Annotated in this window: 16 protein-coding genes; 7 read left to right on the top strand and 9 right to left on the bottom strand. The window is 44.8% G+C overall.

Annotated features, from left to right (window positions below; all coding sequences use genetic code 11):
• The first annotated feature begins 602 nt into the window (after window positions 1-602).
• The 3 genes from BJP34_RS35410 to BJP34_RS35405 all read left to right on the top strand — a co-directional run bounded on the left by BJP34_RS35410 (window position 603) and on the right by BJP34_RS35405 (window position 4,139).
• The gene (locus BJP34_RS35410) at window positions 603-1,025 is read left to right on the top strand and encodes a hypothetical protein (protein WP_070396382.1); all 423 of its coding nucleotides are present in this window, start codon (window positions 603-605) and stop codon (window positions 1,023-1,025) included.
• A gap of 651 nt (window positions 1,026-1,676) precedes the next feature.
• The gene (locus tag BJP34_RS45300; RefSeq protein WP_158517658.1) at window positions 1,677-1,832 is read left to right on the top strand and encodes a hypothetical protein; all 156 of its coding nucleotides are present in this window, start codon (window positions 1,677-1,679) and stop codon (window positions 1,830-1,832) included.
• 33 nt (window positions 1,833-1,865) lie between these two features.
• Entirely contained in the window at window positions 1,866-4,139 is a 2,274-nt protein-coding gene (locus tag BJP34_RS35405) for a TOMM precursor leader peptide-binding protein (RefSeq protein WP_070396381.1), read from the top strand.
• 19 nt (window positions 4,140-4,158) lie between these two features.
• Here BJP34_RS35405 and BJP34_RS45295 read toward each other — a convergent pair whose 3' ends face one another.
• Entirely contained in the window at window positions 4,159-4,350 is a 192-nt protein-coding gene (locus BJP34_RS45295) for a hypothetical protein (RefSeq protein ID WP_158517657.1), read from the bottom strand.
• Window positions 4,351-4,415: 65 nt separating this feature from the next.
• Between BJP34_RS45295 and BJP34_RS35400 the strand changes: the two genes are divergently transcribed.
• Window positions 4,416-5,600 (top strand): amidohydrolase family protein, encoded by a 1,185-nt coding sequence (locus tag BJP34_RS35400; protein WP_324611000.1) that lies wholly within the window; start codon window positions 4,416-4,418, stop codon window positions 5,598-5,600.
• A gap of 271 nt (window positions 5,601-5,871) precedes the next feature.
• Here BJP34_RS35400 and BJP34_RS35395 read toward each other — a convergent pair whose 3' ends face one another.
• From BJP34_RS35395 to BJP34_RS35380, 5 genes are all read right to left on the bottom strand, one after another.
• A complete protein-coding gene (locus BJP34_RS35395; RefSeq protein ID WP_070396379.1) occupies window positions 5,872-6,114 on the bottom strand; it encodes an NfeD family protein in 243 nt (80 codons plus the stop codon).
• 183 nt (window positions 6,115-6,297) lie between these two features.
• Entirely contained in the window at window positions 6,298-6,549 is a 252-nt protein-coding gene (locus BJP34_RS41875; RefSeq protein ID WP_149031359.1) for a hypothetical protein, read from the bottom strand.
• Between the two features lie 3 nt (window positions 6,550-6,552).
• On the bottom strand, window positions 6,553-6,795 hold the full coding sequence (locus BJP34_RS35390; RefSeq protein WP_070396378.1) for a hypothetical protein: 243 nt from the start codon (window positions 6,793-6,795) through the stop codon (window positions 6,553-6,555).
• Window positions 6,792-7,292: a hypothetical protein gene (locus BJP34_RS35385; protein WP_149031358.1), complete on the bottom strand. Its 501-nt coding sequence runs from the start codon at window positions 7,290-7,292 to the stop codon at window positions 6,792-6,794. Before BJP34_RS35385 ends, BJP34_RS35390 begins: the two co-directional genes overlap by 4 nt.
• Window positions 7,293-7,682: 390 nt before the next feature.
• Window positions 7,683-10,001 carry a S8 family serine peptidase gene (locus BJP34_RS35380; protein WP_202972056.1) on the bottom strand — a complete coding sequence of 773 codons (2,319 nt, stop codon included), beginning with the start codon at window positions 9,999-10,001 and terminating at the stop codon, window positions 7,683-7,685.
• Between the two features lie 792 nt (window positions 10,002-10,793).
• Between BJP34_RS35380 and BJP34_RS35370 the strand changes: the two genes are divergently transcribed.
• Window positions 10,794-11,267: a Fur family transcriptional regulator gene (locus tag BJP34_RS35370; RefSeq protein ID WP_070396375.1), complete on the top strand. Its 474-nt coding sequence runs from the start codon at window positions 10,794-10,796 to the stop codon at window positions 11,265-11,267.
• On the opposite strand, the gene BJP34_RS49900 is transcribed toward BJP34_RS35370, so the two are convergent.
• Window positions 11,232-11,357 carry a hypothetical protein gene (locus tag BJP34_RS49900; RefSeq protein ID WP_267876454.1) on the bottom strand — a complete coding sequence of 42 codons (126 nt, stop codon included), beginning with the start codon at window positions 11,355-11,357 and terminating at the stop codon, window positions 11,232-11,234. The genes BJP34_RS35370 and BJP34_RS49900 overlap by 36 nt on opposite strands.
• Window positions 11,358-11,429: 72 nt before the next feature.
• On the opposite strand from BJP34_RS49900, the gene BJP34_RS35365 reads away from it, so the two are divergent.
• Window positions 11,430-11,678 (top strand): hypothetical protein, encoded by a 249-nt coding sequence (locus tag BJP34_RS35365; protein ID WP_070396374.1) that lies wholly within the window; start codon window positions 11,430-11,432, stop codon window positions 11,676-11,678.
• A gap of 109 nt (window positions 11,679-11,787) precedes the next feature.
• Window positions 11,788-13,011 carry a quinone-dependent dihydroorotate dehydrogenase gene (locus BJP34_RS35360; protein ID WP_070396373.1) on the top strand — a complete coding sequence of 408 codons (1,224 nt, stop codon included), beginning with the start codon at window positions 11,788-11,790 and terminating at the stop codon, window positions 13,009-13,011.
• Between the two features lie 184 nt (window positions 13,012-13,195).
• Here BJP34_RS35360 and BJP34_RS35355 read toward each other — a convergent pair whose 3' ends face one another.
• Window positions 13,196-13,993, bottom strand: coding sequence for a PhzF family phenazine biosynthesis protein (locus tag BJP34_RS35355; RefSeq protein WP_070396372.1), 798 nt, complete (start codon window positions 13,991-13,993; stop codon window positions 13,196-13,198).
• A gap of 150 nt (window positions 13,994-14,143) precedes the next feature.
• Entirely contained in the window at window positions 14,144-14,809 is a 666-nt protein-coding gene (locus tag BJP34_RS35350; RefSeq protein ID WP_083305515.1) for a DUF2808 domain-containing protein, read from the bottom strand.
• Window positions 14,810-14,834 lie beyond the last annotated feature (25 nt).

The following is a 14,834-nucleotide window of genomic DNA, read 5'->3' as shown; positions in this document are numbered from 1 at the left end:
AGTCCTGTTCATGCAGGGCATCCCTATTCTCTCTTCTCTATTCCCGTTTTCCCATTCCCTATTTCCTGTTCCCTTATAGAGGGGTATTCCCCCTCGGGTAATTGGCAATATTCCCCATGGGGGAATTGACAAATAGTTTTTAAACTATTACTTTTTTTTGACAGGCTGAGCTGATCATTGGAAACACATTCCGTCAACTAATTATCACAAATATTTACGAAAACTAACAAAAAAGAATTAATTTTTTATCAATTTTAAATTTTATCAATATATAGAGACTGAGTAAAATTATTAAGAAATTATTAATTAAGTTTATATACTTAAAAAGTATAGTTATATACTCATTAACCTAAGTAAAATAACTGACATCTCACCCTAAGGCTCAGTTACTCCTAATCTCCCTTACTTGGTGTAGTGACACGGGCACCTTGCCTAGGCATAATAAAGATTTCACTATGGTTTCGGTAGGTTTGATTTGTCTAGTGTCAGCCATGATATCCGTGGCAAAATCCCTAGCTGTCTTTCCTAGATATCTGTAAATTTACTTACCCCATTAGTACGGTGGACTAATTTTTAGGGTTTGTTAAAACTACTGTGTATTCTTGGAGTTGATCAAACCGGTTGATAAAAACCTCAAAAAACTCCAACGAAAAACTCAGTTTGTACAGGATAATTTGTACCGGATAATCAACATGAAATTGACCGAGAATTGGAAAACCCTAGAAACCACTGTTTCCCAACTTGTCGCCAAAGCCTGGATCGACGAAGAATTCCGTAAGCGCTTTGTCAGTGCTCCTCGGGAAATTCTTCGGGAAGCCGGACTAGTGGTAGAAGATTTCGTGAACGTGGTGGTGAATCAGGGCTCTACTGGCGCTCCAGCCCTCAAAACCGCTGATGGCGGGGCAATGATCTATGAAATCAATCTGCCTGCTAAGCCCACCGACCTCACAGATGCACAGATTGGTAGTTGGGTGGAAGAGACGGTAAGCGATGAGTCGGCCATTCCTCCGGGTTGCTGCTGCTGAAATCCCTAGTGGCTTTGGGGAAAACTAGCTGACTACCCCGAAGAGGTCTCAACAAACAGTCTGAACAAACAGTCTGAACAAACACATAAAGTCGCAATGGACTTTAGGATAGGAAAGCCCTATCGGGTAAACGCTTTATTAAGCCTGATTAAACCAGGCCATGGTCAGCGATTACCCTAATAGAGCAACCAGATACAAACCTATCAATTTTTATCTCTAACCGGCTTTACCTCTAACGGGGGGTTAGCTACCGGCAATCTGGACTGGTAACGGGCGTTTTCTACCTGCCCGTTGCTTAGTCCCTTAGTTGGATCAGCCTTAGTTGGATCAGATGGAGTATCGCTACACCTGCTCAATCAAAACCACTTGATCACACCTATTGTATCACAGGGGGCTAGTCATCTTAAGCTAAGCCCTCGACTGCTAGTTTACCTTGTCTTGCTTAAAGCATAGCAGCCTTAAACTATAGCAAGTCCGGTAAATTTCATCAACTAATTAGTATATTACAGGGCTATTGATTTATTGTCAAAGGTTAACCCGCTGATAATGCTGCCATCGTTAAGGCTGCTGTGAGAATTTTTCTTCCCTACTCCCTATTCCCTACTCCCTATTCCCTACTCCCTATTCCCTGTTCCGGCTGCATCTCAATGCATGCTATTTGACGCGGTGGTGCGTTACGGGCAACAACCTAACACTTGCTATGGCTTGCGTCTTGGCGAGCCCGTCCCTAACGCACCCTACGCCACTATATTCCCTATTCCCTACTCCCTATTCCCTATTCCCTATTCCCTATTCCCTTTGCAATAGTATTCCTCCCTAGAGAAAAGAGAAAAACTAACCATGCTGAACAAACCTAAATTTAAACCTTGCTTTCATATCGAAGATGTGGAATCGGTTGGTGTTTTTCTGCTGTCGGAGTCAGAGTATTTTGTTCTCAATGGCCATCTTTATGAACAATTAGCTCCTTTAATTGATGGCGAGCATTCCGTGGAAGACATGGTTAACCTGCTGCAAGGCCAAGCCTCCACGGCTGAGATTTACTATGCCTTGATGCTGATGGAAAAGAAAGGCTATATCGTGGAAAACGATAACCCTATGCCCTCGGATATGCCATCGGAAGTAGCAGCCTTCTGGAATTTTCTGAATGTTGATCACACCACAGCCACCAGCCGCTTGCAATCTACTAAGGTTTCAGTAAGGTCTTTTGGCACGGTTCCAACCCAACCCTTGATCGCTATCCTGGAATCACTCAATATTCAGGTGGCTGAGCAGGGAGACATTGCTGTTGTATTAACCGATGACTATCTCCAAGTCGGTCTTGATCGGTTTAATCAAAAGGCTTTACAGTCGCAACGTCCGTGGATGCTGGTCAAGCCAGTGGGCAAAATGATTTGGATTGGTCCGATTTTTGATCCTGGAAAAACTGGGTGTTGGGAATGTCTAGCCCAACGGCTGCAAGCCAATCGCCCCGTGGAAGATTTTCTGCGCAAACATCGCCAACCTAACAGTATCTCGACGGCTTTCCCAACCTCTCGCTCTTTATTACCGTCTACTCTAGATACTGGACTGAATCTAGCGGCTACTGAAATCGCCAAATGGATTGTCCAGGGAGACCATCCATCCCTGAAAGGTACTCTGGTCACCTTTGACACCATATCCTTACAAACCAAAAATCACACTCTGGTCAAGCGTCCTCAATGTCCTGCTTGTGGCAACTCAGACTATCTAGGAGATAGAGACCCAATGCCCGTTTTATTAGAAAGCCGGAAGAAAACTTTTACAGCTGATGGTGGACACCGTTGTGTTTCACCAGAAAAAACTTTTAAGCAATACGAACACCATATCAGTCCGATTATCGGAGCAATTAGAGCAATTACTAAAGTTTCTAAGTTAAACAGCGATTTGACCCCTAACTATGTGGCTGGACATAATTTTGCCAGCATGTTGGATAGTTTATACTTCTTGCGGAAATACCTGCGTGGCAGAAGTGCTGGCAAAGGACAGACTGACGCTCAGGCCAAAGCCAGCGCCCTTGGGGAAGCGATTGAGAGATATTCTGGTGTGTTTCAGGGAGACGAAATTCGACGCAAAGGTAGCTACAAGACTATGGCGGATGTGGCTATTCACCCCAATGCTTGTATGCTGTTTAGCGATCGCCAATACCAAACCCGCCAGGACTGGAATCAAACTTGTCCGAGCTTTTTTCAAAAGGTTCCAGAACCCTTTGATGAGCAACGAGAGATTGAGTGGACACCGATTTGGTCTTTGACTGACAAAACATTTAAGTATTTACCCACAGCTTACTGCTATTACGGTTACCCAAAACCCTCTAAACCAGATTGTTGGGCAGACTCCAATGGTACTGCTGCTGGCAACACCAAAGAAGAAGCTATCCTACAAGGATTCATGGAGTTAGTGGAGCGAGATAGTGTAGCGCTGTGGTGGTATAACCGCCTCAAACGACCAGCTGTGGATTTATACAGTTTTAACCAACCCTATTTTATAGCTCTCAAGGAGTATTACCATTCCCTAAACCGTGAACTCTGGGTACTCGATCTCACTAGCGATTTAGGGATTCCTGCCTTTGCTGCTCTTTCCAGGAGGATTGATCAACCTGTGGAAGATATTATTTTTGCCTTCGGTGCTCATTTCGACCCCAAAATTGGGATTATGCGATCGCTAACGGAATTAAACCAGATGCTTCCAGCGGTTGTATCCATAGCTCCCGATGGCAGCACCAAATACAACTACTCCGATCAGTTAGCTATAGACTGGTGGGGAATGGCTACCTTAGAGAATCAGCCGTATCTGGTACCGGATGAAAACACTACTCCAAAACTCTACACCGATTATCCTCAACTTAGCAGCGATGATCTGCGAGACGATGTTCAAACCTGTGTAGACATTGCTGCCAAGCAAGGTATGGAAACCCTGGTTCTAGATCAAACTCGTCCCGATATTGGACTCAATGTTGTCAAAGTTATTGTCCCCGGTCTGCGACACTTTTGGAAACGGTGGGCTCCCGGACGGCTTTATGATGTGCCAGTACAGATGGGTCAGTTACCAAAATCCCTCAACGAAAACCAACTCAACCCATTTCCGATTTTCTTCTGATCAGCAACTATAGCGGTTTTTAATTAGGTGAGGTACATTTTTTTAGGGAGCAGGGAGCAGGGAGTAGGGAGTAGGGAGTAGGGAGTAGGTAACAGGCAAGAGGCAAGAGGCAAGAGGCAAGAGGCAAGAGGCAAGAGGCAAGAGGCAAGAGGGTACAAATAATTTTTACCTGAGTAGAAACTGCTATAGTCGCCCAACATCGAACTTTCAACCTTCAACCTTCAACCTTCAACATCAAACCTGCAACATCAAACCTGCAACATCGAACCTTGGCCTTTGGCCACGCGTGCGCGTTCAACCTTCAATAGCAAAACCATGCTGAAAGACTATCAAATTATTGATGCCGATGGCCATGTGAATGAACCGATAGATATGTGGGAGAAGTACCTGGAACCTGCATTTAAAAGTCATGCACCCTATCGATATCAACCCTCCCAAAAGGATGGGGTTGTGAAAATTGATATCTTTTCCCCTCCAACTAAGTATATGAGAGTGGAGGGTGAGACAATTTATAATAAGATATCCGATGCTGTCTGGGCTGAAGGAATTAAGGTAGCAATCCGGAACAAGGCTACCTATAATAGAAACCTAGGCTCTGGCCCAGACTCTCAGGTCAAGGCCATGAAGCGGATGGGTGTGGATATTTCGTTTCTGTATCCAACTATAGGATTGTGGATGTTGGCGATCGATACTATGGATCCGTCACTGGCAGCAGCCCTCACCCGTGCCTACAACAATTGGTTACGAGACTTTTGCAGCTATGACCCGCAACTACTGAAAGGGGTAGGAGCGATTAGTCTACACGACCCGAGCAACATGGTGTCGGAATTACATCGGATCGCAGAGTTTGGCTGGAAAGCTGTCTTTGTGCGACCAAATCCGGTTAAGGGACGACTGCTTAGTGACCCGGCCTATGAGCCCTTTTGGACGGAGTGTGAGAGCCTGGGCATAGCAGTTGGGATTCATGAGGGTAGCCATTCTCGATTACCGACCACTGGAGCAGATCGATTTCATACCCGTTTTGCCATGCATGCTTGCTCTCATCCCATGGAACACATGATGGCAATGTTGGCACTGATCGAAGGGGGAGTATTAGAGCGCCACCCCAATCTCAGAGTAGCCTTTCTTGAGTCCGGTTGCGGCTGGCTTCCCTACTGGCTGTGGCGGCTAGATGAAGAGTACGATCAACTGGCCTGGGAGGTGAAAGACCATGTAAGGATGAAGCCTTCAGAGTATTTCCGTCGCCAGTGCTTCATTGCCATTGAGCCAGATGAGCCTTATCTAGCTGATATTATCAAGTACATCGGTTCTGATAACTTGATCTTTGGTTCTGACTACCCTCACATAGACCACAATCCCAAGATTATTGAAGAAGTGGTAGGACTTCAGGACAAGCTATCTCAGAAGATAGTGCAAAAGATCCTCTGGGATAATCCTATGCGTTTTTATGGTTTGGGGTGAAAAGTTATTAGTCATTGAGGCATCAACAGGTTTACCGCAATTACTGAATTATGCTTTCAACAGCCTAGAGCATCAATAATTTGTTTGGGGATTAACCACTCATGGTCTGCTTTATCAGTTTGTCTATATCCATCAGGGTAATCCCCAAACTTATCACTATATGCCGATTTTAAGCTTATTTGAAAGCGATCGCGCCATGGTTATACTCCAAGTTTTGAAAGCAATTCGCAAACTTTATAAATAGTACACTCTACGGTATTGATACACTGATTTAATTCAAAGAACCAGGTTCTACAATCAGGGTAATGTTATCAATCCCAGTTACTTCAACAATATCCCCAGGGTTGAGAGTGATGGCTTGTGGACATTTAGCATTCCAGTAGCTGGCTCGGAAGTGTACACGTCCGGTTTCATTGGGTTGTATGGCAACTTTAACAGTAGCTTCTCCTTGCCAACGGTTAAGGGTTTGGCTAGGGGAGGTTTGGGCTTGATGACACCGAAATAGTTTAAACATTGTTAGTTATCTATCAATACAGCAATTCTACTGAGATCTGCTTAATCTTGAGATAGTGATGTATAGCGTTTCCTAGTAAGCGTGAGGTACATCTAAATTTTCTTCCTTAACCAATAACGAAAGTACCTGACCCGATTGAGAACTGCTATATAAACTTATCAGTGACTTTGGCGAGAATTATGACTAATTTGAAAATAAAGGCAATGGAAAAGTAAAAAAGAGTGTGGCGAAGCGTACAAAATTATATGCTTGAGTTTTAGTAGGTATAATCAGCATATTCGAGAAACCATGACGGATTATCTCCGAATAAAACCAAAAATCAGGAATAGAACCGCCTTCAATGTGAGTAGGTAAAGACCAGGATAATGGGGAATAGGCAATAGAGAGTGGGGAGTAGAGCTTCAGGAAAGGCAAGAGGCAAGAGCCAAGAGCCAAGAGTTAATCAACTATAGGTGGAAATGTTTCAGTCTTAAAGCGAATCTTAACCTGACCAATGATGTCTGTACTCATAGTCACTGCATCGAATGAACTCTCATTCACTGGCTTAACGGTGAGTTTATTGTGACTAGCACCAGCAGAAACGTTACCCGATCCTGCTACCGCACGACCTCTGATGTAAGGGTTGGTTTCTTGATACTGATACTGGTTTTTTCCTGTAGTTTGTTCTTCAGTAGCAGTCACATTGAAGGTGAGCTTCGAGACAATTTCCCCTGCTTGATAGTTGCACCCATGATAGCGTCGAAAGTACTGTTGATCAGCTCAGCAGTAAACTCAGTAAAGCCTAGCTCTTGAACTTGCTTTGCCCTACTGATACCACAGTCAACTGCACTATTAATAGTATTAGTATTAGTATTAGTATTAGTATTAATATTCATTGGGCTAACACCTGTTGCCAGTGGACTTTGACACTGAGGGTGTTCAGCAGCTATTTCATTCAGGGTATCTCCCATCACCGTAGCAACCTTTTCCCGCACTAATTGCAGTTCTTGGTTACTTTTAACCTGCACTAAGGCTTGATCCACTACGTCATTAACCAAGGTATTCACACCATGCTCAAGCGCTACCTCTCTGGGCATACTTTGATCAATAGTTGACCCAGTTGACCCATCTTCTCCAGGCATTTTTACGAGAATCGGCGACCTTGGGTTTTGATTGATCAAGTCTGTGCTTTCCATCATATGGAGTTGGGTTGAATACTTATATAGCAATTCTACGACTTGTGAGGTACAAATTTCTGGTTTTTAGGGAGCAGGGAGCAGGGAGCAGGGAGCAGGGAGCAGGGAGCAGGGAGCAGGGAGCAGGGAGCAGGGAGCAGGGAACAAAAAAATATTACAATTAAATTAGTTTAGAATTAATATGTTAATTAATCAGGCTTTAATTGAACTTTTAAATTGTTATTTATTTTAAATAAAATTAGCAGTAATGGTATTAATAATATAATAATTGACTAACCGGAATTCAGACTAGGTTTTATCCTATTTAATTAGGAAAGGAAAAGGGCAATTATAAATGATAGCATTCTCCATGCATGCCCTTTACCTTCACTTCCTTAATCAGTAATCTTGATCTCAACCCATCCACTTGTGGTGCAGAGCATGATCACCAGCAACTACAAAAACATCAAGGCGGTCAGGTCCCCAAGATGCTGCTGCTAGCCCAGCAATGCTGTAACCACCTAGGTTTTTCCAATTTTTCCAGGCAGAACCATCCCAGGAACGGCAATAGACCTTGCCCATGGATCCAATCACGAAACAATCGAGCTGGTTGACTCCCCTGGACACAGCAGCTATACCATACTGACAGTAGCCTCCCAGTTTTTCCCATGGACTCCAAATGGAACCATTCCAGGTCTTGTAGTATAGAGCGCGATCGCGACCAATGGTAAAGATAGCGATATGGTTTGGACCCCAAGACACTGCTGCGGGTGCAGAAATAGAGTAGCCTCCTAAGTTTTCCCAGCCGCGCCAAGCCGAGCCATCCCACCACTTGTGGTAGACGGCGTGGTCAGTACCAATCAAAAAGGTGTCAATGCGGTTAGGTCCCCAGGAAGCAGCCGCTGGAGCATACAGGCAGTAGCCGCCTAAATTTTCCCAACCGCGCCAAGAGTCGCCATCCCACCACTTGCGGTACAGGGCATTATTGCTACCAACTACAAAGGTGTCAATGCGGTTATTTCCCCAAGAAACTGCTGCGGGTGCAGAAATAATGTAACCCCCTAAGTTTTCCCAGCCACGCCAAGCCGAGCCATCCCACCACTTGTGATACATAGCGTGGTCAGTACCAATCACAAAGGTGTCAATCCGATTAGGTCCCCAGGAAGCAGCCGCTGGGCTATATAGGCCATAGCCCCCTAGATTTTGCCAGTCACTCCAAGTACCTTCACTGGGGCGAGGGCGAGGGCGAGGGGGGGGAGTTTTGATTTTGTCAAAAGCTACCTTGGGCTGAATAATGCCAGTACCGGAATGCTGATCCCATCCCTTAGAACCAATATTTTTAGCAGTACTCTCCAGGAGTTTCTTAACTTCCTGCTGAGTTAGGCTCGGCTTGGCTTGCTTGAGCAAGGCTACTACTCCAGCAGCAATGGGTGTGGCAGCCGAGGTACCGTTATCACAGGGGAAGTAACCCCGGAAGTGGGTGATGGAACAGAAGTCTGGCTTTTGGGGGGACAACGCTGCTGGTCCTTGGCTGCTATAGCCGACAAACTGTTCATTCTTGTTAACTGCGCCCACGGTCATCACTAGGGGATGACCATTCGCGCCCCAGATACTTTTACCAGGACCGAAATCTGAGGCACAACGACCATCAGGACAGGTTCCACCACAGTTACCAGCGGCAAACAGAACTAGAATCCCTTCATTGATGGCTTCCACAACTTTGCGGGTGAAGGGATGGTTAGGATTTCTGGCATAAGTCTTATCCCACTGTTCCTGGTAAATTCCCCAGCTATTGGTGAGAATGTGGGGTGTGCCGTCAATTTTATATTGCTTAATTGCCCAATTGAAGGCTGCCAGGGCATTAGAGATAGCATTCCCTACTAGTGGAAAGTCATAGAGCTTGGCTTCTGGAGCCATACCCAACACGTCTGTAGCGCACATATTGCCATGTTCGCCCCAGCTGCGAGCTTGAGTCCCCCATTCCACGCTGCGGTGGAAGCCACCAATGACATTGCGAATTCGCTTGGAGGGTTCTCCGGGACGCACAGGACGACCAGCTGCTGTAATTCCGCCATCAACGACACCAACAACAATACCTTGACCTTTATAACCAGCAGCATGAATTTGATCAACCCCAAGATACTTGGCTACGTCCGCCATCGTTCCCTTAGCCACACCAGGCCTACAGTCACAAGAACCAATCGGACAGCTACCAAACCCTGCCATTGGTTCTACCATCGGATACTCTTGCTGTAGGGTGGTAGTGCTGAAGGGTTCAATCGGGGTGTCTGGCCAGACTTTGATCACATTAGGTTGGGCTTCCAGGGCGGCAATTTGGTTTTGAGCAACTTTGCCCTTGACAACGATCACCTCTTCATTAGATGCTTGGAGTTGCATGGCCAGTTCCGGTGTCTCAGGATTCATTGATACTGGCTCGTAGTCATAATCGATTTGGAAGCTAGGAACCCTGAAACTTCCTGCCATGTATAAAAACACGTTAGCCCCTTGACCCTTAGGTGCTCGGATTTCTACCAGCACGTTCTCCATGTCACTCTCTGGGGCAGATGAACTCATGGGCTCTGCTGTGGGTGTATTGCCTTGACTGGATACAGCATTCATGTCAAAGGATGACATCTGGTCATCAGCCATTTCTCCTAATGACATACCATTGGTAGTTGCTCCACCATTGGTCATACCTGGAACCATTGGTTCTTGACTTTCTGTGTTTTCCATTCTGTTAATTTCTGATTATGTTTTATAATTGGCTCGATAGAGAGGAGTCTGTCTTAGCTTTTGTTTAAGAATCAGGTTGATGTGAGTGTTTCTGAGCAATACAGTCAACTACCCATTGACCCTGAAGAATTCCAGATTTTTTCTCAAAGTTTTTTTAAAGGTGATATACTTCCGTTATAGCTCAGTTGCCTTTCTGCAGTAGCTGCTGTTAAGAACAATGGCTTAGTTGAGACTTTGCCCTTAACTTCCAAAGAAAACGTTAAACATCCCCATTCCCCAATAGAACTGTGTTAAATCATCTGTAAGTCTAGGCTTTGGGTACCTGGACTGTGACTTAAGGTGAAGGGGAGACAACTTTGCAATTCGATTCTTATGATATTGATGCCCCGGGGCAACGGCGAGTAGAAGTTGCGGCTGTTGTTGAATACTTGCAGCAACTCCCTCAAGGTACCTTGTCCGATGGCTAACCAAAACAGATCGAGTTTGAAACCAGAAGCACAACCTTGGTGGATTGTAGGGTGGGCTAGTTCACTAGTTTGTAGTAAAATATAGGGTATAAGGCTTAGGGCTACCAAATTTAACTGAAAATAAATTGAAACAGGGGCATTCATTCAAGGTCAAGGAGAAACTAGAAAATAGGGAACTTGGGAACAGAAAGTATTCCCCGTTTACCTTTTCCCGTTCCTGGTTCCCGATCACACAAGAGCCTTGCCCTGGCTTAAGTGGATAGCTGGCTGAGCTATCAGTAGATTTATAGGGGATTCCTTTTGGTTAAACTCATCAACTCATGTCATGGAAAAAGAAGCGGCAGCTGCTAAACCAATTCGTTCACTAGAAGATGCAATCGATAAGTGTCAGACGCTAGGTATGCGTTTGAGTCGTCAACGTCGCTTCATTCTAGAACTGTTATGGGAAGCTAAAGACCATCTGTCAGCGCGACACATTTATGATCGATTGAATCAACAAGGGAAAGTTATTGGTCATACTTCTGTTTACCAGAATTTAGATGCCCTATCCAGTCAAGGTATTATTGAATGTATTGAGCGCTCGGATGGACGGTTGTACGGCAATATCAGCGATACTCATAGCCATGTCAATTGCCTGGATACAAACCAGATTCTTGATGTTTATGTAGAACTACCGGAAAACTTGCTCAAGCAAATTGAGGAACAAACTGGTGTAAAGATTACGGAATATCGGATTGATTTTTATGGTTACCGTCAGGAGGGATCACCTAACTCCCCGTCGGGTGGTTTGAGGGAGTAGGGAGTAGGGAGTAGGGAGTAGGGAGTAGGGAGTAGGGAGTAGGGAGTAGGGAGTAGGGGTTGCGAAAATTGACTGTACCTCAGTGATCAAAATGTCATTTTAGTTACTCAAACAACGGACTTTTGTTAGGGTTTGGTCATAACGCAACTAATCAATCAAAGAATGAATCAAAGTATGACGTTTGAATGGGGTAAAAAATTGGGCGTTGCTGATTCTGGGTATGATTTTGCCCCCCTAGCCCCCCAATTTTGCAGTGCGACCCGTGGCGAATTTAATGCGCCAACGGAAAGCGCACCGGCGGGGCAACAAAACTCTCAAAGTCCCCCAAAATTGGGGGATTTAGGGGGCTTGACCAAAGCCAAACAATCGCGCATTCATACTTCAATTCAGCAACGCCAAAAATCGAATTAAATCCACAGTTGTTATTAACAACTAGCCAGATGGTGGAGTATTTTGTTCAGCACTGATCTACTGACTCGCTGATCTACTGACCCATTGAGCTACTGACCAACTCATTACGATGGATATTTACCAATCTACCATTCGTCCAATTCTCTTTTCTGGGTTGAAGACAGATCCAGAATGGTTACACAATAGAACTCTAGCGCTATTGAGCTGGCTGTCATCAAATCAGGATTCCACTCTAGGTCACTGGCTTCAGGGTCAATTACAGCAAAGGTTTTGCCTAAATGATGCTCGCCTCGAACAAACTCTATGGGGAGTAAACTTCCCCAACCCTATGGGTTTAGCAGCAGGGTTTGATAAAGATGGTGTGGCTGCTGGAATTTGGGGAAGCTTAGGGTTTGGCTTTGCTGAACTGGGTACTGTAACCTTTCATGGTCAATCGGGAAATCCTCGTCCTCGTTTATTTCGCTTGGTAGAGGACAAAGCTGCTCTGAATCGGATGGGATTTAATAATCTCGGAGCTACAGCAATGGCGGCTCGATTAGAACAGTTGAAGGTTAACAGGTTAAGGGTTGCAGGTTTAGAAAAGAACTTACCGGAAGAGAAAGCCAAGGACGAACAACCTACCGGAAGAGAAAACCGGATCCAAGCTTCAGGTTTAACTATTCCGATTGGCATTAATCTAGGTAAATCTAAAGTAACACCCCTACCAGAGGCAGCAGATGACTATCGGTCGAGTTTTGGGCTGTTGAGGGAATTGGGGGATTACTTTGTGGTGAATGTGAGTTCACCGAATACACCAGGTTTGCGATCGCTTCAGGATGCCAGTCAACTTAGTCTGATCTTAGATGCTCTGCAACAGCAAAACCTTTCCCAAAAGCCGATTCTGGTTAAGATTGCTCCGGATTTAGAGTGGAATGCGATCGCAGATGTTCTTGAGCTTGCCCAAACCTATGGATTAGCTGGGATTATTGCTACTAACACTACCATCCGTCGGGATCTGCTGAAAACACAACGGATTAGGGCAACGGGCAAACTGGTAACGGAAGAAGCTGGGGGGATTAGTGGAGCACCTTTGCGTCAACGTTCTACAGATGTAATTCGGTTTATCTGGCAGGAAACTCAAGGAAATTTACCGATTATAGGGGTTGGAGGCATTTTTACGGGGGAGGATGCTTGGGAGAAGATTACTGCAGGTGCTAGTCTAATTCAGGTGTACACGGGTTGGATTTATAACGGTCCATGGATGGTAAGGCAGATTCTGCAAGGGGTGTTGCAGAAGTTGGAGGAAAGAAGCATGAGTTCAATTTCTGAGGCAGTGGGTTCTGGGTCTGGTTGAAGGTGGTGTGGTTGAAGGGTTTAAGGTTTAAGGTTTAAGGTTGTTCGCGTAGTGTGGCCTTTTGGCCAAGGTTGTCTGTCAGAATGCAGAATGTAGAAGGCCGAATGCAGAATTATACATTCTTAATTCTTAATTCTACATTCTACATTCTTAATTCTTAATTCTACATTCTTAATTCAAAAATTCAGATTACCAATTCTGAGCGCAGGATAGTAACTGCTTGTCCACTCAGAAAAACGCGATCGCTACCGGTATAGTTAACTTTTACTACACCACCCCGAGAGGAGGCTTGGTAGGCTAAGAACTGATCTTTACTATTACGTTCGCGCCAGAAGGGAGCGAGACAACAATGGGCAGAACCTGTAACTGGGTCTTCATCAATTCCCAATCTGGGGGCAAAGAATCGGGAAACAAAGTCGTATTCTGAATCATTGTCAGCCCAACTAGTAACAATTACTGCAGACAGAGGTAAGGTTCTCATCAGTTGGAAATTGGGCTGCATTTGCTTGACCAATTCTTCCGACTCGACCTCGACCAAATAGCCTAGGGCATTTTTGCCAACCCACTTGATGGGTATACCCAAGGTTTGGCTGAGTTGTTCTGGAGTACTGATAACTTCTGAGGGATTCACCGGGAAATCGAGTTGAATCCACTCACCCTGGCGCTGAGCGATCAGCAATCCACTCTTGGTGTAGAACCGAATCGTTTGATCAGGAGACACATGTCCCTCTGACCAGAGAACATGAGCACTAGCTAGGGTGGCGTGACCGCATAAGGGGACTTCCACTGTCGGTGTAAACCAACGCAAATTGAAACCATCGTCTTGCTTGACTATAAATGCGGTTTCCGATAAATTCATCTCTTGCGCTAGGTTTTGCATCCAGCTGTCATCTTGAGCAGTTGGTAAAACACAGATAGCAGCAGGATTTCCTGTAAAGGGTTTACTGGTGAAAGCGTCTACTTGAATAATGGTTTGTCCCATAATCAGGCAAAAGAGTTAAATCAAGTCTGGTTAATTACTTGTGGAATGGTTTATTGTGTTAATTTTAACCTGTGAATTTTAATTTTATTATTAACAATTTAAAATTCACAATTAACTAACAAGTAATATCCTAATAATTTGGCGAATATGTTATCTAAAATTGAACCGGTCTCCGGCGGGAGAGTAGAACTGTAAACGTCCAACACCTAAATATAAACCGTAGGGATTCTCTCCAGGAGGGAAAGCTGTAACGCCAAACAGATAGACGCCTCCCAATCGTGGATTGCGCACAGGACGAAGCCCAACAGTAATGGTTTTTCCTGGGTTTACTGGTGGATCGAAGGTAACTGAAATTGTTTTGGTTGAGTCGTCTTTTGTTACCTTTCCCAGAGATAACGGCTGACCCCGGTCTTGGTAAGTTCCTTCAAATGCTGAGGATTTCTCGGGATAGAATCGAATCTTATATCCTCCTTGACGCTGATTAATGGTTAATGTTTGTAGTGGTTCACCAATATCCCCTGGTAAGTCCACTGTGAAATAGTATGTTCCTCCTCGCACATCAGCTTGATTAAACGTAGTTACTGCATCCAACAACCTAGGAGATTTCTCAAATGAAACTCTGCCATCCGCTAATTCAACGGCTTGGGTTGAGGGAGTATCCAAAATTACTAAGGATAATACTAAGGCTATAGTAATTTTGATAAATTTTACGGAAAAAAGAAGGGAGCCACGAAAGCCCAATATCTTTAGAGCTGGGAGGAAGCATGAGGTGACCGTATATGACGCTGTCTTTTCTTTGATTTCACCATCTAACATGTTGACACTACTGATGATTCTTGTT

It is taken from the genome of Moorena producens PAL-8-15-08-1 (genome assembly GCF_001767235.1).
In the GTDB taxonomy this organism is placed as follows: domain Bacteria; phylum Cyanobacteriota; class Cyanobacteriia; order Cyanobacteriales; family Coleofasciculaceae; genus Moorena; species Moorena producens_A.
The sequence above is the reverse complement of the archived record's forward strand: the minus strand, read 5'-3'. Positions and strand labels throughout refer to the sequence as shown.

What these genes read in the sequence shown, in the direction of transcription:
- BJP34_RS45300 (WP_158517658.1), top strand. Translation starts at nt 1,677, where the DNA reads ATGCTATTTGACGCGGTGGTGCGTTACGGGCAACAACCTAACACTTGC.
- BJP34_RS35405 (WP_070396381.1), top strand. Translation starts at nt 1,866, where the DNA reads ATGCTGAACAAACCTAAATTTAAACCTTGCTTTCATATCGAAGATGTG.
- BJP34_RS35395 (WP_070396379.1), bottom strand. Translation starts at nt 6,114, where the DNA reads ATGTTTAAACTATTTCGGTGTCATCAAGCCCAAACCTCCCCTAGCCAA.
- BJP34_RS35385 (WP_149031358.1), bottom strand. Translation starts at nt 7,292, where the DNA reads ATGATGGAAAGCACAGACTTGATCAATCAAAACCCAAGGTCGCCGATT.
- BJP34_RS35380 (WP_202972056.1), bottom strand. Translation starts at nt 10,001, where the DNA reads ATGGAAAACACAGAAAGTCAAGAACCAATGGTTCCAGGTATGACCAAT.
- BJP34_RS35370 (WP_070396375.1), top strand. Translation starts at nt 10,794, where the DNA reads ATGGAAAAAGAAGCGGCAGCTGCTAAACCAATTCGTTCACTAGAAGAT.
- BJP34_RS35365 (WP_070396374.1), top strand. Translation starts at nt 11,430, where the DNA reads ATGAATCAAAGTATGACGTTTGAATGGGGTAAAAAATTGGGCGTTGCT.
- BJP34_RS35360 (WP_070396373.1), top strand. Translation starts at nt 11,788, where the DNA reads ATGGATATTTACCAATCTACCATTCGTCCAATTCTCTTTTCTGGGTTG.
- BJP34_RS35355 (WP_070396372.1), bottom strand. Translation starts at nt 13,993, where the DNA reads ATGGGACAAACCATTATTCAAGTAGACGCTTTCACCAGTAAACCCTTT.
- BJP34_RS35350 (WP_083305515.1), bottom strand. Translation starts at nt 14,809, where the DNA reads ATGTTAGATGGTGAAATCAAAGAAAAGACAGCGTCATATACGGTCACC.